Source organism: Enterobacter sp. WI-ESBL-E8 (assembly GCF_053364895.1).
Window position 1 is genome coordinate 3,793,152 of record NZ_JBRWXJ010000001.1, and the last position, 15,761, is coordinate 3,808,912.

General features: G+C 47.1%; 17 protein-coding genes and 2 pseudogenes. 9 read left to right on the plus strand and 10 right to left on the minus strand.

Annotation, left to right across the window (positions count from 1 at the left end):
- Positions 1 to 52: 52 nt before the first annotated feature.
- The 5 genes and pseudogenes from ACWHWP_RS17950 to ACWHWP_RS17970 all read left to right on the plus strand — a co-directional run bounded on the left by ACWHWP_RS17950 (position 53) and on the right by ACWHWP_RS17970 (position 5,199).
- Positions 53 to 271: a hypothetical protein gene (locus tag ACWHWP_RS17950; protein ID WP_010434242.1), complete on the plus strand. Its 219-nt coding sequence runs from the start codon at positions 53 to 55 to the stop codon at positions 269 to 271.
- Between the two features lie 603 nt (positions 272 to 874).
- Positions 875 to 1,996: pseudogene (locus ACWHWP_RS17955) on the plus strand (integrase domain-containing protein).
- Between the two features lie 22 nt (positions 1,997 to 2,018).
- Entirely contained in the window at positions 2,019 to 3,206 is a 1,188-nt protein-coding gene (locus ACWHWP_RS17960; protein ID WP_447856092.1) for an SIR2 family protein, read from the plus strand.
- Positions 3,196 to 4,986, plus strand: a complete 1,791-nt coding sequence (locus tag ACWHWP_RS17965; RefSeq protein WP_447856093.1) for an ATP-binding protein — start codon at positions 3,196 to 3,198, stop codon at positions 4,984 to 4,986. Before ACWHWP_RS17960 ends, ACWHWP_RS17965 begins: the two co-directional genes overlap by 11 nt.
- 3 nt (positions 4,987 to 4,989) lie before the next feature.
- Complete coding sequence (locus tag ACWHWP_RS17970; protein WP_447856094.1) at positions 4,990 to 5,199, plus strand: KTSC domain-containing protein; 210 nt, start codon at positions 4,990 to 4,992, stop codon at positions 5,197 to 5,199.
- A 207-nt stretch (positions 5,200 to 5,406) separates the two neighbouring features.
- Here ACWHWP_RS17970 and ACWHWP_RS17975 read toward each other — a convergent pair.
- From ACWHWP_RS17975 to ACWHWP_RS17985, 3 genes and pseudogenes are all read right to left on the minus strand, one after another.
- Positions 5,407 to 5,948 (minus strand): annotated as a pseudogene (locus ACWHWP_RS17975) (phage polarity suppression protein).
- Positions 5,926 to 6,240: a DUF1493 family protein gene (locus tag ACWHWP_RS17980; protein WP_447856095.1), complete on the minus strand. Its 315-nt coding sequence runs from the start codon at positions 6,238 to 6,240 to the stop codon at positions 5,926 to 5,928. Before ACWHWP_RS17980 ends, ACWHWP_RS17975 begins: the two are co-directional and overlap by 23 nt.
- The gene (locus ACWHWP_RS17985) at positions 6,240 to 6,686 is read right to left on the minus strand and encodes an STM2901 family protein (RefSeq protein ID WP_447856096.1); all 447 of its coding nucleotides are present in this window, start codon (positions 6,684 to 6,686) and stop codon (positions 6,240 to 6,242) included. The genes ACWHWP_RS17980 and ACWHWP_RS17985 overlap by 1 nt, the downstream gene beginning before the upstream one ends.
- A gap of 326 nt (positions 6,687 to 7,012) precedes the next feature.
- On the opposite strand from ACWHWP_RS17985, the gene ACWHWP_RS17990 reads away from it, so the two are divergent.
- The gene (locus ACWHWP_RS17990; RefSeq protein WP_447856097.1) at positions 7,013 to 7,480 is read left to right on the plus strand and encodes a hypothetical protein; all 468 of its coding nucleotides are present in this window, start codon (positions 7,013 to 7,015) and stop codon (positions 7,478 to 7,480) included.
- 186 nt (positions 7,481 to 7,666) lie between these two features.
- Here ACWHWP_RS17990 and ACWHWP_RS17995 read toward each other — a convergent pair whose 3' ends face one another.
- The 3 genes from ACWHWP_RS17995 to ACWHWP_RS18005 form a co-directional block, all read right to left on the minus strand.
- Positions 7,667 to 8,713 carry a bifunctional transcriptional activator/DNA repair enzyme AdaA gene (locus tag ACWHWP_RS17995; RefSeq protein ID WP_447856705.1) on the minus strand — a complete coding sequence of 349 codons (1,047 nt, stop codon included), beginning with the start codon at positions 8,711 to 8,713 and terminating at the stop codon, positions 7,667 to 7,669.
- Complete coding sequence (locus ACWHWP_RS18000; RefSeq protein ID WP_059312488.1) at positions 8,697 to 9,473, minus strand: isocitrate lyase/PEP mutase family protein; 777 nt, start codon at positions 9,471 to 9,473, stop codon at positions 8,697 to 8,699. Before ACWHWP_RS18000 ends, ACWHWP_RS17995 begins: the two co-directional genes overlap by 17 nt.
- A gap of 132 nt (positions 9,474 to 9,605) precedes the next feature.
- Positions 9,606 to 10,397: a nucleotidyltransferase domain-containing protein gene (locus ACWHWP_RS18005; protein ID WP_059312487.1), complete on the minus strand. Its 792-nt coding sequence runs from the start codon at positions 10,395 to 10,397 to the stop codon at positions 9,606 to 9,608.
- A 327-nt stretch (positions 10,398 to 10,724) separates the two neighbouring features.
- Between ACWHWP_RS18005 and ACWHWP_RS18010 the strand changes: the two genes are divergently transcribed.
- Positions 10,725 to 11,528: a DUF4225 domain-containing protein gene (locus ACWHWP_RS18010; protein WP_059312486.1), complete on the plus strand. Its 804-nt coding sequence runs from the start codon at positions 10,725 to 10,727 to the stop codon at positions 11,526 to 11,528.
- Here the strand turns inward: ACWHWP_RS18010 and ACWHWP_RS18015 are convergent.
- On the minus strand, positions 11,506 to 11,820 hold the full coding sequence (locus ACWHWP_RS18015; protein WP_059312485.1) for a hypothetical protein: 315 nt from the start codon (positions 11,818 to 11,820) through the stop codon (positions 11,506 to 11,508). The genes ACWHWP_RS18010 and ACWHWP_RS18015 overlap by 23 nt on opposite strands.
- Before the next feature lie 404 nt (positions 11,821 to 12,224).
- Between ACWHWP_RS18015 and ACWHWP_RS18020 the strand changes: the two genes are divergently transcribed.
- A complete protein-coding gene (locus ACWHWP_RS18020; protein ID WP_047348115.1) occupies positions 12,225 to 12,581 on the plus strand; it encodes a hypothetical protein in 357 nt (118 codons plus the stop codon).
- A 194-nt stretch (positions 12,582 to 12,775) separates the two neighbouring features.
- The gene (locus tag ACWHWP_RS18025) at positions 12,776 to 13,333 is read left to right on the plus strand and encodes a YceI family protein (RefSeq protein ID WP_059312484.1); all 558 of its coding nucleotides are present in this window, start codon (positions 12,776 to 12,778) and stop codon (positions 13,331 to 13,333) included.
- On the opposite strand, the gene ACWHWP_RS18030 is transcribed toward ACWHWP_RS18025, so the two are convergent.
- Genes ACWHWP_RS18030 through ACWHWP_RS18040 form a run of 3 tightly spaced genes read right to left on the minus strand, consistent with a single transcriptional unit; the run spans position 13,325 to position 15,178 of the window.
- Positions 13,325 to 14,116 (minus strand): anti-sigma factor family protein, encoded by a 792-nt coding sequence (locus ACWHWP_RS18030; protein WP_447856098.1) that lies wholly within the window; start codon positions 14,114 to 14,116, stop codon positions 13,325 to 13,327. The two genes, ACWHWP_RS18025 and ACWHWP_RS18030, sit on opposite strands and share 9 nt — an antisense overlap.
- A complete protein-coding gene (locus ACWHWP_RS18035) occupies positions 14,113 to 14,643 on the minus strand; it encodes an RNA polymerase sigma factor (RefSeq protein WP_447856099.1) in 531 nt (176 codons plus the stop codon). The genes ACWHWP_RS18030 and ACWHWP_RS18035 overlap by 4 nt, the downstream gene beginning before the upstream one ends.
- Before the next feature lie 7 nt (positions 14,644 to 14,650).
- Entirely contained in the window at positions 14,651 to 15,178 is a 528-nt protein-coding gene (locus ACWHWP_RS18040) for a tetratricopeptide repeat protein (RefSeq protein WP_059312481.1), read from the minus strand.
- Positions 15,179 to 15,761: the final 583 nt, after the last annotated feature.

The window sequence follows — 15,761 nt, forward strand, 5'->3', positions numbered from 1 at the left end:
CGTGTTATAACCGAGGTTGAAAACCGGCACACTGGCGGTTGAGAGGCATCGCATGAAATTACAAATCACAAGAGCAATTGGCCTCAGTAAGCTCTCTCCACGTTGGGTTAAGGTTATCTGCTTACGGTTAATTAAAAATGATATTGAACGCTCTCTCAACGCTCTTCTGGTCAAAATTGATGAATCTGAACTCTCTACGGAGCAACTTAAAGCGTTTAAGGAATGCGTTGAAAGAATTAACCTGGCACGGGGTAAGGGGATGCAGGCGTGAGCATTTTTAATTAGCATTTTTCGATGCTGCATTGGTGATGATGGCTTTTATACAAAAAATTTCGCAGGCGAATAGTAGTCTAAGCGTTTGATAAAAGGTAAGCCCAAACCGTATATGCGCGGCGCGTTTGCTGCGCAAGAAATGGTTACCAGGTCAAATCTGTTTTTCAGTGTGACGACTCAACTAGATATCACCACCCACAGTCCCTATCTCGTCTTCTTTCTCATCAAAAGGAGAAAAAACTTTTAGGCACCCAAATAGGCCCCTAAGAAAAGTTGAACTAGCAGTTATTCAAATTAATTCAATGAATTACACAACCAATTCAGACTCCGCCAGCCCACCAAAATTCTCCATCGGCGATCACCAGAGTCGACTGATGAAGTCCTGAAAGCCCGCACGGCGCAAGCCTTGCGGGCTTTTTTGTGTCTGTCGTAGTCCGAGAACATCCGACTAACTCCGGTGGTTAGTGGTATAGGTGTAGGTATACGGCAGGTTGTATACTTAAAAGCGTATACCAATTCATGAAGGAGCGGCCACAGTGGCACCGACAACACGCCCCTAACCAACACAGAAGTCCTGCGCGCTAAGGCGTGAGAGAATTATTTGACGCTACATGATGGCGATGGGCTTTTCCTGATAGTGAAAACCAGCGAGGAAAACTCTGGCGTTTTCGTTATCAACTTCCGGCAACAAAGCAGCGGACAATGATGGGGCCAGGTGCTTTCCCCGCCCTGTCACTTGCTGACGCACGAGGGTTAAGAGCGGATTACCTTGCCTTATTAGCCAACGGAATCGACCCGCAAATCCAAGCTGAAACCGCAGAGGAAGAGCAACAAATCGCTCAGGACAGTATTCTTTCGACAGTCACCGCTAACTGGTTCCAGCTCAAAAGCAAAAGCGTTACCCCTGATTACGCAAAAGACATTTGGCGTTCACTGGAGAAAGATGTATTCCCTGCCACCGGTGAGATTCCAGTTCAGCAAATCAAAGCCCGAATATGGTTGAAGCCCTTCAACCAATCAAAGCTCGTGGAGCGCTTGAGACTATACGTCGACTAATTCAGCGTATTAACGAAATCATGATCTAGGCCGTCATCACTGGCTTGATTGATGCAAACGCGGCATCTGGTGTCGGAATGGCGTTTGAGAAACCTAAAAAGCAAAACATGCCGACGCTCCGGCCAGAAGAATTGCCGAAGCTGATGCGTTCTTTGGTGATGTCAAACTCGACCGTACCGACTCGCTGTCTAATTGAGTGGCAACTCCCGACTCCAGTACACCCTTCTGATACCTCAGACGCTCGGTGGGCAGAGATCGATGTCGATTCAAAGCTCTGGACAATTCCAGCCGAGCGCATGAAGGTTAAGCGTGAGCACATCGTGCCACTATCTCCACAGACATTAGAGATTCTGGAAGTGATCAAATCTATAAGTTCTCACCGTGAACATTTATTCCCTAGCAAAAATGATCCAAAGCAACAATGAATAGCCAAACAGCAAATGCAGCTTTAAAGCGAATTGGATATGGTGGTAAGTTAGTTGCTCATGGTCTTTGTTCTATAGCTAGCACAGCAATGAATGAAGCGGATTTGAATCCCGATGTCATTGAAGCTGCCTTAGCACACGCAGACAAGAATGAAGTCAGAAGAGCATACAATCGTTCTACTTATCTTGAACAGCGAGTAGAACTGATGAGGTGGTGGGGGAGCTACGTCTCCACCTTCTAGTAATCAATTTAATGGAATTAAAATGAGTGCTTCTGTTCATAATCCCGATACATACATGTTTGATTTTCGACAACTAGTAACTAATGGAAGAAAAAAAATAGGTATTCTTATCGGGGCAGGAGCACCGGTAAGTATTAATATTGGAAAAGACGAAAAATATGAACCTTTAATACCTAACATTGAAGGTTTAACAAAGCATGTTAAGGATTCTCTTACAAAGGAATTGTTAGAGATATTTGAAATCCTGGAGGGACCTAAGGGTCAAAACAACCTAGAAAAAATATTATCCGATGTAAGGACTCTTGCTGATATAATCGGGCAACATAGTGTTCATGGAGGCGATGCTGAAACATATAAAAAACTAGATTTGGATATTTGCTCAAAAATTAAAGAAGTAGTAAGCAAACCTCTTCCTGATACTCAAAATCCTTATAGCGAATTGATATCCTGGATAAATGGCATTAATAGAAGCTATGGGGTTGAAATATTTACCACTAATTATGATTTACTTTGTGAAGACGCTTTAGAACGTTCTCAAACGCCTTTCTTTGATGGATTCACTGGTTCCAGATTCTCCTTTTTTGATCCCGCTAGCATTTCAACAAATGACCTGCCACCAAGATGGGTAAGGCTGTGGAAACTACATGGTTCGATAGGTTGGACAATGCGGCCTAATGGACAAGTTACTAGGGTTCCGGAATGTGAAGTTTCTAATATGGTGTACCCTTCTCATATAAAATATTCTCAAACCCAAGCAGCTCCATTTTCAGCCTTGTTTGAAAGGCTTAAAAATTTCATTATGGAACCTGATACTTTATTAATTACAACAGGCTTCTCATTTGCTGATGCTCATATATCTTCAAAAATAAGCGAGTGTCTTTCAGCAAACCCTACTAGCGCGGTTATAGCTTTCCAATATAAAAATATTGAAGAAGAATCTTATGCTATAGACTTAGCAAAACGAACGCCAAATCTTAGTGTCTATTGTAGGGATGGCGCAGTGATTAATACAATAAGTGCCCCCTGGAAAACTGGGGAACTACCTAGTAAAAATTGGAACTATGTTAGAAAAGAATATTTGAATGATAACAACGAATTTATATTAGGGGATTTTAAAGGGCTTGCTAGATTCTTAGCAATTGCCGGAGGAGAAGTTTCTTCTTCACCAATACTGTTTGAAAGTAAGTCTGAGGATAAAAATGATGACTAAAATGGCTATGGCATCCACGTCAATTGGCGTCATAATCTCAATCTCTAGTTCATCAGTCACGATTAGGCTTTCAAAAAAAGTAAATTCTGGGTTATTAGTACTTGAAGGAAGGACGCATAAGGTAGGCCAAGTTGGAAGTTTTGTTAGGATTCCTCAAGGTTATAATGACTTATATGGCGTGGTTGGATCCAGCAATGAAAATGCGATCATCGATAATGACGAAATAGTCTCCTCCGATAGCAGAACTATTGTTGTCGAGTTAATAGGGGAAAGTTCTTGTGGTTTTTTTGACAGAGGTATTAGCCAGTATCCGTCGGTCGGTGATGATGTCCACATGGTGCTGGACTCAGATTTAAAAATAATTTATGGTTCAAAAAGTGGCAATTTGGTTACAGTTGGAAAATTAGCCAGTTCAGAAAGTATAGATGTTAATTTAGATATAGATAAACTTGTTACAAGACACTCAGCTGTAGTTGGCTCAACGGGCTCTGGAAAATCAACCAGTGTATCTGGTCTATTGCGCTCAATTTGTCAGTTAGATGGTATAGACAATAACTCGGCAAGAATACTACTAGTTGATATGCATGGAGAATATTCCGCAGCACTAAAAGATATATCAAAAGTATTTTCTGTCGACCCAATAGGCGAAGAATGTAAGTTAAAGATTCCTTTTTGGGCACTACCAACAGAAAAACTTATTGATTTTTTATGCGGTAATATAAATGATGCTAGTAAAAACTCAATGATTGAATTCATCACAGAAAACAAAAAAGAATCAATCAAATCCAATAATATAGAATATATTAACGAAAGTAAGGTTACTTCTTTCACCCCACTTCCTTATAACCTTAAAAATTTATGGTTTAAATTTACCTTCGAAGATACTGTAACTTATTTGGAAAAGGAGTTTGTGCATCCTGCTTTTAAAGACAATATTCAAGGTGACGCATCTACTCTGGAACCGCCAAAGTTTATCCCACCGGGAACGGCAAGCAACCCTCCCTTTAAAAAAGGAAGTCATGTTCTAACTAAGCAATTAAATCTTATGAAAGCCAGATTGCTTGACAGTCAATATTCCTTTTTCCTTTCGCCTGAAGGATATACTCCTGACGAAAATGGAAAGATTGATAATGATCTTGATCATCTTCTAAGTGAGTGGTTAAACCATGAAAAGCCAATATCAATTTTAGATTTATCTGGCATGCCTTCGAGTCAATTAGACATGCTTTTAGGATCTATAATGAGTATTGTATTTGAAGCGTCTATTTGGGGTCGGAATTTAGATGCTGGATTGAAGCATAACCCAGTACTTTTCGTGCTAGAGGAGGCTCATAGATACCTTTCTAACAATGATGATGGTCTAACAAAAAATATTGTGCAACGTGTCGCTAAGGAAGGAAGAAAGTTTGGAGTTGGCCTAATGATTATTAGCCAGCGACCATCCGAAGTTGACGATACCATTTTGTCTCAATGTGGAACATTGTTTGCTTTAAGATTAACCAATACAAGTGATCGGTCTAAAGTAAAAGCAGCAATGTCTGATGGTCTAAGTTCTCTAATTGACACATTACCCATTTTGAGGACAGGCGAAGCAATAATTATTGGAGAGGCGGCAAAACTGCCTTCACGATGTAAATTTAAGTTACCACCAGACGGGCTTTATCCTGACAGTCAAGATCCTGACGTCAGCAAATCATGGTCAAAACCTAGAGTTCTCAATAAGAATTACACCAAAGTTATCAAAGCATGGCGTTTAAATAAGCCAATTAAAGAGGATTAATAAATGGAAAGAACAGCTGTTAATTCATCTAATTTAGCATCAGTTGGATATGACGAACCATCTCAAACACTTGAGATTGAATTTCATCATGGTGGTGTTTATCAATACTATGATGTACCAGAACATGTTTACATAGAATTAACAAATGCTGGTTCTATTGGTTCTTATTTTAGCCAAAACATAAGGAATGCTTACCCTACTCAAAGAATGTAACCTATCGCCGTTTTCGCGTAATGCTCTCCCCGCCACGCCTGACCGCTTAAGAGGGCGCTTTTAATGCCGGTGCATGATCGACTTCAGGGCTCGCCAGTGCTGGGCTGGCGGGGGTATCAGTATCAGTAAAACGAATGTAAAGCCATGCACCTTATGCATGGCTTTTTTATGGAAAAATAGCGTGATTTGCGGCAATTTTTGAAAGGACTACTGCGCGACCAGTTCTGCACGGCGGCGGGTGTAATTCAGGTTCAGTGCAGGCGTGAATTTTTCACGACTATCATCGCGCGAAGCCGCGTCAGGACTGAATCCGATGGCTGTTAAAATGACATTATCCGGCCCCGAATAATAAATTTTTCCACCGGCGGCCAGCCAGACCTGTAGCGCCTCACGCAGATAGTCGATCGAATGCTGCATGGCGCAGCGCTGAATGGCGGAATGCTGCCCGGAATAATTCATCAGCTCCGGGACAAGGGCGGCAGCCAGCTCAGCGCCTTGCGCCAGCATAAAATCATTTAAACGGTCGCGAATGCTAATGCGCTGTACCTCTTTATGCGAGCGGATATCCCCCCTTACAGCCTGGATTATGTTCCATTTTTCACGCCGAAAATCTCGCGCAGCGTGTACATGCTCCGGCCGCTGTAGCCATCACTCGCAAGCAATAACATGGCAGAATTATTATCCCCCGAAAGGGCTGATAATGGCACGCTCTTACCTGTCTTACCGTTAAAAAATCCAACGACCAGCATTTGCCGATTCAATAAGCATACTTACTGTCAACGGCTCGGGCGCATGATGATCGGTTCTAAGATAGCGGGGCAATATCGCATTTGGCAGGAAGCGAATCCCCTCATTTGGAAAATATCGACTAAACACAAAATCAGACATATCTACATCCAGACTTTCTGAATACTCCTCAAGAAAATCCGTCATATCTTCCGGGAGTACACTTTGTTTACCTGTACTTACAGAAGTATCGTCAGACATTTCCCAGAAGTGTTTTTTAATGAGTTCCCTGACGAGTGCTGCTTTGTCTGCCATTATCTTTCTCCTGGCCCAACGATAAGCTGATAACGGTGGATAACGTTATGGGTGATCATGGCAAGGTTATAGGCCGTCAGTACGGCACCAACCCAAGGGAGCCATCTCCCGATGTATGCTCCTATACTGGTTGTGTATGCCCATTCGCCACGCAAAAGTTTTGCCCAGGTAATGGTTCTACGGCCCTGCTTAAAACGCTGTCGAATAAGGGTACGAAGCCCAAGAGAAAGCGGGCTTGTCCCCCTGGTTGCAGCACCAGCCCCCAGTTTCCCGCTGACAGGGATTACCGGCAAGCTGACTAACATGGAGGCAATTGCTATCAAATCAATCACATCACTAAACTGCTTTTTAAATTCATCCAGAATAAGCCAGTAAAGTAGCTCCTCTTTATCGACGCTCATTCCATCAAAGAAGTATGTTCCGTTTAACTGTTCGGTCGTATCCATCGCCTTTCCCTGTTTAAGCTGACGAACTAAATCCTAATACCAGCCTTTGGTATCGTCCAGAACATACGCCTTAACGTTATCCTAATTTTGGGTTTAGACGATGCCGCTACAAGAAATGTTGGGGAAGGATGCAAACCAGGTTCCCTAGTATGAACAACTTTGCACGTCTTTAAGCATCAATGGATACCAGAAATTGCCAGACGGCCTTATCATTCAATGGAGGAAGTCGGGGCAAGCGGTACTGCTGGCGCGGTTGGCACAACTATCGGTGGCTTCGTCGGCGGCGCTCTTGCCGCGTGGGAAATGGGACGTTTGTGGAATTGATTATGCAGCAGGTTAATTCAATAGAATTGGTTAATACTCGTGACGCTATCGATGTATCCCAGGCTCAATCTGACGTTGTGCTCAATGGTAAAAGCACCGACATTATTGTACCGGGGCAAGTGCTTGAAGCAGCGGTTCAGGTTAATGAGCAGCGTTTCCTCCTGTTTCTGACGGATGACATTATTTTCGAGGAATCTCTGACGATTGCCCTTATTGACGTTCATGACGGGCTTAAAGAAATTGTTCGTTTAGGAAATGAGTACTCGACAGGGAGTTTTGCGGATCTCCAGGTCACTGACGATAGCGTGGACTTCAGGTTTTTTGGGGATTATATCTGGACACTGAAAGTATCAGATTCACCTCGCCTGCGGCTTCCTTTTTTTTCCGATCCCAAAGGTGTTAAACGGGAGTCTGGTCTGAAAAAGTACATAACGATATCTGCCGTACCGGCGTCGGAAAATGTAAGCTGAAGTCATTATTTAACATAATGAAAAGGCTTTCCGCTGAGATGGATAAATGCTCCTGAGAAGTATGCAGACTCCGCGACTGATGAAGTCCTGAAAGCCAGCACGGCGCAAGCCCCACGGGCTTTTTGTATCCTCAACATGTCCCACTGAGTCCGTAAAATTTTCCCGCTACACGTGAGCATCACGCCATTAAACATTATTTCTCTCATGCTCAATGAGCCATTCTTTTCGAGAAATCCCCCCTCCGTAACCCGTCATCGCGCCATCTTTTCCAATTATCCTGTGACAGGGGATCACAATCGCAATCCGGTTTGCACCATTAGCCGCAGCGACGGCGCGCACAGCATTTGGCTTATTAAGCCGTAGCGAAATGGCCTGATAGTGTAAAGTCTGTCCATAGGGAACGGCGCGCAGCTCGTGCCAGACGGATTGTTGAAAATCACTGCCTGGAGCATCTACAGAGAGATCAAACTGTCGGCGGGTTCCGGCAAAATACTCGCTGATTTCTTTTACCGTCTGCCGGGTATGGCTGTTTTCTCCGGTGACAATTCTGGCGTTAAATAAACGCTGAATATCGCGAAATTCTGTTTCTAACATCCGGCGATCGGTAAACTCCAGCAGGCAGACTCCCCGCTCTGTTGCGCAGACAAACATAGGCCCAAGCGTGGTGGTAAACCGGTGAATAACAATCACCTGGGTTGTCTGAGTCGGCGCTGCGCCAGTGAGCCGCTTGTAGGTATAACCAAACCCGCTCAGGGATTCATAGCCATTGTCCAGCGCAACGTCAGTCGCCGCTCGTCCGCTTTTCAGCTCCTGCAGGGCAACGTTCACCCGCTGCATTCTCTGGAAAGCCTGAAAAGTGATGCCGTGATGTTGCAGGAACCAGCGTCTTATCCGCTCCGGACCGATCCCGTGCTGACGAAGCTCCGCGTCCGTTACGCGGGATTTAATATCGAGCCTGACAAGCGCAAGCGCCTGTTCAACAAATAATGGTGCGCTGTGCGCATTTTCAGCGGGCCTGCAGACCTTACAGGGACGAAAGCCGGCCGCAAGGGCAGATTTGGCATCTTTATAAAATTCGACATTTTCACGTTTGGGTTTTCGTGCCCGGCATACTGAAATACAGAATACGCCAGTGGTTTTGACGCCAACAAAAAACACGCCAGTATATTCTGAAGCACGTTCAAGTAATGCCTGATACCAGATATCACACAAATTCTTATCGGTTATTTTCATCACCAAAAAGTCCTTCAAACGTCTGACGAGATCGGATCGCATGCATGACATCATTCAGCGTTGACTGAATAGCTGAATGAACAAAATTGCCCATTGAAATGCGGCTTACCCCGGCCCGTTTCAGCCTGTCGAACGACGGAAGATCGGGCATACACATGACATTAAGGGGCAGACCCGTTGCCTCTGCAATGAGGCTGATGTCGTTCTCTGACGTCAGACAGGGAACAAAAAGGCCGTCAGCACCAGCAGCTTTATAGCGCTGTCCCCGTAATATTGTCTCCTGCAACGCGTCTTCATACCCGAGCAGGTAAGTATCAGTCCGGATGTTCAGAAACAGGCTGTAATTTTCGCTTCTCAGCGCATCGCATGCTGTTCTCAGGGTACAGGAAAAATCAGAGGCATCGTCAAGCTGACGCACCCCGTTTATGACTCTGCTGTCTTCAAGGTTAACGCCTGCTACGCCTGTCTGAGCAAGGCGCCTGAGATTGGCTGTTATCGCTTCGGCTGCATCACCATACCCAGCTTCCATGTCAACGCTCAATGGCAGGTTGCTGACAGCCCGGATGCGGGTGACCATATAAAATAGCTCATCAAACGGCATTCCCTGCCCGTCTTCATATCCCAGTGTGGACGCAACTGCTGCGCTGGACGTTCCCAGTGCCTGATAACCTGCCTCTTGCGCTGCGACAGCACTGGCGGCATCCCAGACGTTGGCGATAAGAAGGGGTTCATGCTGGTTGTGGAGGTCTGCAAAGTTCATATCCATATCCTCTCGATAGATTGAAAATGAATCTAAGCATTTCGTAAAACCGTCACAACCGAAATTCAGACGACCATTTTTCAGCAAACGTCGTCTGAACTCGGGGCGAACCGGACCAATACCTTTCAGGTGTCACGTTCTGGCTTTCAGCATGGCAAGAATCGCCCAGCGTGCCGCATCGTCTGCGATATTTTCCGGCAGCGCATCAGCCCGCAGATTGATATAAGCGTCAACGGCCTTTCTGATGGCCATGCTAACGGAGTCACTATCGTGCGTTGCCAGCGTGGAAGTCAGCAGGCCATCAGGATCAATGCCATGGAATTCAATGCGGCGAACCCCACGTTGCGGAAGATTTGCGCGACGGAATAGCATAGGTCCCAGCACTTGCTCCCGGAAGAATGACAGCATGCCAATCGCTTCGAAGAGTTCTCCCCTTCCCAGCTTCACCACCGCATAATGAAGCCAAATCCATGCTCGCGACTCAAACCACTCCGGCGTCATGTCAGGCCACTGAGCCTTAAATTTTGCCAGTTGGCACTCCAGAGCCAGGCTATCACGGGTAAACAGCACTGCTGGCTCCTCAACGCGTTGAGTGAGCATGTCCAGGGTGACAAATTTCAGATCGACGTGAAGGAGTTCGGGGCCATACAGGCAGATAAGCAGACGCGGTTCTCCGACATGTTCTCCGGTGAAAGCATGGAGCAGATGGCCCAGCGTTCCGGCGAGCACAATACGCTGCGCCATGATGTCGTCATAGTAGAGAGGATCGACCACAACGACAAAATCGAGGTCGGAGTATTTATCGAAGCCGCCATGAACAAGCGAGCCGCCAGCGAGAAGAGAGTGAATCCGCGAGTCAGACTGAAACTTAAGCTTGAGTTGCTCTGCAAAACTTCTGTGTAAATCGGGTAACGTACTTAGCATACTTTTTCCTGTTCACAAAAAAGACAAAGCATTACAGAATACCGCGCTGTGTACAGGCAGGCCAGATATTTTTGCAGGAACAATAATGTCCTAAGAGGATTCTACCGATGCGTTATATTGGCCTGTAAATTCGGAGAAATTTCTGGCCATCGTCGATTATTCCGATATCTGACTGACATAGTCTTACCAGTAAAGGCAACAAAGCAGTCTTTATGAGATTATGACACACCCTCTGCGTTGCCCTCGTATTGCAAGAACATATGCAAACAAGTAAACATTGTTATATGCTTTTGGCCTGTGCTGTCATAACTGGTTCATGAGGGTAAAATGGATATTTCACTTCTTACAGGACAACGGACTAACGCATGGTCAGCGACCATGATTAATCTGGAAGCTCGTAAACTCATCAATACTGCAAATATAGTAGCGGCTAACCATCTCAAAGACGGACTCACCAGAATTCAGTTTATGGAAGACATTAAGTCTTTTGTCACTGAGCAATTTTCTCTTGCGCGCAAAGCGAAATCCGACGAAGAAGGGATTTCCTATATAAAAAATCTTCGGGCAGAGAACGAAAATCTTCTGGAACAAGATCGTCTGCTCAGAACGAAAGCCGCTCAGCTTTATGCCAGGGTAGAGTTCATCAAGGAAAACAATAAAGTTGTTGGCTATGTTATCTCAGCTGTACAGGTTGTTTTTGCTGGGTTACAAGCCGCAGGTGGATTGATCCTTGCAAGCTCAATGACACCTGTCGGTGTATTGTTAGGTGCCACACTCGTGATTGATGCGGCTAATACCGTATCCAGAGAAGTTAATAATCAATTACTGAACAAACCTGGTTCGCAAGGATTTGTTGCTGACACAGCGATGTCGGTTGCTGAGTTTATGGGATTTCGCGGTGAGACTGGCCTGGCTGCATATAAAACGGTAAGTCTTGCCGCAAATGCATACAGCGTATTCGGTTTACTTCGAAAACCTGGTTCCTGGCGTCTATTTTATTTCATGCGGTCAGATTTTTACAGAAAAATGGACTCAATGAGTCGGCCAAAATTGACTATGAAAATTATTGGATACGGCATAAACGCAAAAATTGTTTTTGACTTACTGTCTATTGATAATAATCCCTCGTAAAACGCCAGGCTTTATACGTTAATTTCAGGGGAGTCATCCAACAGAAGATGCCAAAGATAAATAATACAGCAACACCTGATGAGATGATATTTTCGCGGGAAGCGAAGCACACCGCCAGGATGAACAGAACAGTGAGTACGATTGAAAGAATGAAAGTACCTTTAAAACGGTTTGAAAGTGCAGGAAGCAAAATATCCAAAGTAGTACTTTGTGTATCAACATAGCGTTTAAGCTTTTGCAGCTCTTCTTTGGTGAAACCCGATCTAAGCAACGTTTCTTCCGTTATCGCCATACCATTCTTCCTCCCTCTAATCAAAGCCAGTATACCGTGATCTTTGCAAAAAAAAACCGGCCAATTGACCAGTAGTTTATATTGTTACCCCCCATCCCTTTGACAAACATCAACACCCTTCCCTCTCTCCTGTGGAAGATAATCCACACCACCCAGCGCTACGGATTAGCCGCCCAACCCGGAAGGAACCCCAATATGTACAAACCCATAACCGTCATAATCTTCATTCTCCTGACCCTTGCCGCCCTCGCCGAAACAGGCTTTTTATCCTTTGGATAATCCTCAGGCGAAATTCTCCTCATCAGGGCACATTGATCTCATTACAGTTTTTTCCTAAAGCCACCCCGCTTCGTCTGTGCCATGCTGAATCACGCTCATAACCGATAACGTTAAATGAGGACATTATGAAAAAAACAATTATCGCATTATCTGCCGTTCTGCTGGCTTCCCCAGTATTTGCTGCGACCACACATGCAACTGACGATACCGTCGCTGCGGCGAACGCAAACGCCAACGAGGCGAAGCAAAAACTGCATGAAGAGCAGAACAAAGGTGAAGAGCTGAAGCTGAAACAGAAGCACGCTGCGGAAGGTAAAAGCGAAAGCTTTGGCAGCAAGGTCAGCGAAGATTCCCAGAAAGCCTGGCATAAAACCAAGCAAGGCACCGAGAAAGGGTGGGATGCCACCAAAGAAGGTGCTGAGAAGGGCTGGAACAAAACCAAAGAAGGTGCCAGCGAGCTGGAAAAGAAAGTCACTGAGTAATCCCTTCGAAAGGCCGCCCACGCGGCCTTTTTTATTCCCCACCGCTTTGCTTTATGCCGTCTACACTTCTCACCAGGCTCACCCGATGCGGCTCCGCCATCGCGATTGAAAAGATGTCGAATCCTGACGCAGAAAAGCCGAATAGATCCCGGGGGTGACGCGTTTACTCCCTGCCCCCCTAAAGAGATCCTGAGATGCTACGACGCCTGGTGATATTGCTGATTTTAGTTTGTCCGTGGGCGCTGGCCGCCCCGAAAAGCTACCTTATCGACACCGATAACACCGCCATTCGGCTATCGTGGCATGCCTTCGGCGGCATCCTTTCCTGGGCGACGTTCAGCGGCGTGACGGGGGCCGTAACGCTCAATCCGGATAACGACGTTGACGACCACATCCACGTCACCATCCCCGTGGCAACCCTGGTGGCCTCAAACAAGCTGCTCACCTGGCAGCTGAAAAGCGACATGTTTTTTGAATCTGAGCGCTACCCGACTATCGAGTTCATCAGCTCGCGCGTGGTCGACGTGGGCGCCGGGCGGTTCAGGGTGTTCGGCACGCTGACCGTGCGCAACATTTCCCGCCCGGTGATCCTGGAGGCCGTCGTGAAAGACCCGCAGGCGCAGGCCCTCACGCTTGATGCCAACACGGCGATATCACGCGCGGCCTACGGGATGGATAAGTTTGCGCTGGTTGTTGACGATCGTATTGCCATCGCCATTGCGATTCAGGCTCACGGCGTACCCTCATCCTGATATCAGGCGCTGCAGCTGCTCCGCGTTTCCCCGCAGGTGGGGCTGCGGGTTGCGGCCAATCAGCACAAACTGATAGCCCGCATCCTGCCACCACGCCAGGTTCATGCCGTGCCGCTGCTCCTGGCGCAGAGAGGCCGTCGTCTTCTCATCAACGGGAGAGATACAGAGCGCCATCGGGCCGTAGTCGGCGCCGATCCACGCGATTTGCGCGATCGAGGTGGTTTCATAGCGCAGCATGCGCACCATTTTTAGCTCTGCCCCCTGCAGGACCAGCTGCGACATGTTCAACTTCACGCCGATGTCCTGCGCTGCCCGTTCCAGCCCGCGCTGCAGGACAGGCGCCGCGCTGTCCATATCCAGCAGCGTCTCGACGCTGTAAAGGGACATGTATTGCGCTTCAAGGTCGCGAATATGGGCGTTCTCATCGTCAGGTGCGGAGGCGGGCCGCAGCAGATACCCCAGCCCGGAACCGACCAGCAAAAAGCTGACCGAGGCCGCAATCAGCGACCGCCTGCTCACGCCAGCCGGCGCGGAGGCCTGCGGATCGGGAAGCGCCGCCAGACGCGCCTGCATCGCCCCGAGGGGAGCGTCATCCAGCAGGGAGGCAAACGCCCCTGCGTAATCCAGGCTGCTTTTCATCAGCTCGTCGGTTCTTCCGGCGAGGCGTTCGTCACGTTTCAACTGTTCTTCAAACTGCTGCGCGTCGGCGCGGCACATCTCGCCATCTATCCATGCCACGATAGCATCGTCGTTATAGGGCGGTGTAAAACGGTGCGAATTCAAGAGCGTTTCTCCTTTACCGGAGGCAGTGCGTCGACGGACCTGGCAAGCGTTGCCCGCGCCGTCGCCAGTCGGCTCATCACGGTACCAATGGGCACCGCCAGGGTCTCCGCCGCCTCCTGGTAGGTAAAGCCTTCGACGTAAACCAAAAATACCGCGTTGCGCTGGGCTTCAGGAAGCGCGCCGACGCGCTGCATCACCTTCAGATAATGCAAACGCGTTTCATCCTGTTCATGGGTGTCCGGTGCCAGAAGCTCGCCGCTCGCCACAAACCCCTGCCCCTGACGCACGTGCCGTGCCCGAAGCTCAGAGATCCAGATGGAGTGCAGGATCGCGAACAGCCACCTGTCGATGCGCGTGCCCGCCGTATACTGGCCGCTTCTTTCAAGCGCACGCACGCAGGTGGACTGAACCAGCTCTTCGGCGATATCCCTGTTTCGCGACAGCACCAGCCCATAGCGCCAGAGACGCGGCAGGTGTTCGGCTAACTGTTGGCGAACCTCACGGGTAGCGATGTGTTTTCCCTCCACGAGAAAATCAGGATTCCGGATGTCCGTTGATGGCGGCCTGAAGGTCACGGTACTCCTCGCAGGACTGGCCACAAATACCGGCAATCACCTTCAGCTGTTCTTTCGCGAGATCGGGCCGTCCTTTCACCATCCACGCTTCACCGAGATATTCCCGGGCTTTGGCATAATCCGGGGCGATAGCCAGCGCGCGCTGGTAGTAACCAATGCCTTCGTCCGTGCGGCCAAGCTTGCGCGTGGCGAACCCGCGATAGTTCCACGCTTCAGCCGTATTGCCATTTTTCAGCGAATCAAGCAGGTTCAGCGCCGCCTGGTACTCTCCTTTCTTCGCGAGATGGTACGCATAGTTGGTTTTGTCCTGGTCGCTGAGGCTGCTGCTCTTGTCCGGCACGCATTTCTGGGTTGCGCTGTCATACACCTGTCCGGAAGGACAGTCGGGCGTTTTGCTCTCGGTACTATTATCGCCCATGGCCAGCGCCAGCGGAGACAGCAGGGAAAAAATCAGCACCGGGATCAAACGAAGCGAGGTCGTGTTCATATAAAGCTCCAGGGTAAAAGGAAGTGACGTCAGTAAACGCCCGACTGATGATTTTTATTCGTTCTTCGGTGAATTTTTTGCGGGGCCAAAAACATGCTTATGTCGTAATCGCATTGAAAATAAAACAGGTTATTTTATCCTTGCCATCCGGCGTTGTTATTTTTCCGCACATTAGCAGAGTTTCAATCCTGCATAAGAATATATTTTCATTTAACAAGTGACATAATATATCTTACATCAAAAACGTTACCCTAACTTAAATGCGTATTAAGCAGGCATAAACAATAGCCTTTTAATTTATATTCCAGGAGGTCCCTACCAATTATCACACCACAACAGCAGCATTAATTACCAGCACCAGAACATAAAATAAAAGCATTACAAAACAATGATATAAAAAATAAAATTATAAACACCATCAATGCATTAATGCCCACTCCATTGTTTACCTCTCTATTTACGAAAGCTTAAGTTGCACAACCAGCGTTTTCTGTCTATATCATTTTTATATCTTCAAAAACAATTCCTCTATTAATTACAGGGTTTTATAAGGCAAAAAACACGAATAAAAACTGTTCTCTTT

Coding starts and splice junctions, on each gene's coding strand:
- ACWHWP_RS17965 (WP_447856093.1), top strand. CDS start 3,196: ATGATGACTAAAATGGCTATGGCATCCACGTCAATTGGCGTCATAATC.
- ACWHWP_RS17970 (WP_447856094.1), top strand. CDS start 4,990: ATGGAAAGAACAGCTGTTAATTCATCTAATTTAGCATCAGTTGGATAT.
- ACWHWP_RS17960 (WP_447856092.1), top strand. CDS start 2,019: ATGAGTGCTTCTGTTCATAATCCCGATACATACATGTTTGATTTTCGA.
- ACWHWP_RS18020 (WP_047348115.1), top strand. CDS start 12,225: ATGAAAAAAACAATTATCGCATTATCTGCCGTTCTGCTGGCTTCCCCA.
- ACWHWP_RS18015 (WP_059312485.1), bottom strand. CDS start 11,820: ATGGCGATAACGGAAGAAACGTTGCTTAGATCGGGTTTCACCAAAGAA.
- ACWHWP_RS17980 (WP_447856095.1), bottom strand. CDS start 6,240: ATGGCAGACAAAGCAGCACTCGTCAGGGAACTCATTAAAAAACACTTC.
- ACWHWP_RS18040 (WP_059312481.1), bottom strand. CDS start 15,178: ATGAACACGACCTCGCTTCGTTTGATCCCGGTGCTGATTTTTTCCCTG.
- ACWHWP_RS17985 (WP_447856096.1), bottom strand. CDS start 6,686: ATGGATACGACCGAACAGTTAAACGGAACATACTTCTTTGATGGAATG.
- ACWHWP_RS17950 (WP_010434242.1), top strand. CDS start 53: ATGAAATTACAAATCACAAGAGCAATTGGCCTCAGTAAGCTCTCTCCA.
- ACWHWP_RS18025 (WP_059312484.1), top strand. CDS start 12,776: ATGCTACGACGCCTGGTGATATTGCTGATTTTAGTTTGTCCGTGGGCG.
- ACWHWP_RS18005 (WP_059312487.1), bottom strand. CDS start 10,397: ATGCTAAGTACGTTACCCGATTTACACAGAAGTTTTGCAGAGCAACTC.
- ACWHWP_RS18000 (WP_059312488.1), bottom strand. CDS start 9,473: ATGAACTTTGCAGACCTCCACAACCAGCATGAACCCCTTCTTATCGCC.
- ACWHWP_RS17990 (WP_447856097.1), top strand. CDS start 7,013: ATGCAGCAGGTTAATTCAATAGAATTGGTTAATACTCGTGACGCTATC.
- ACWHWP_RS18010 (WP_059312486.1), top strand. CDS start 10,725: ATGGATATTTCACTTCTTACAGGACAACGGACTAACGCATGGTCAGCG.
- ACWHWP_RS17995 (WP_447856705.1), bottom strand. CDS start 8,713: ATGAAAATAACCGATAAGAATTTGTGTGATATCTGGTATCAGGCATTA.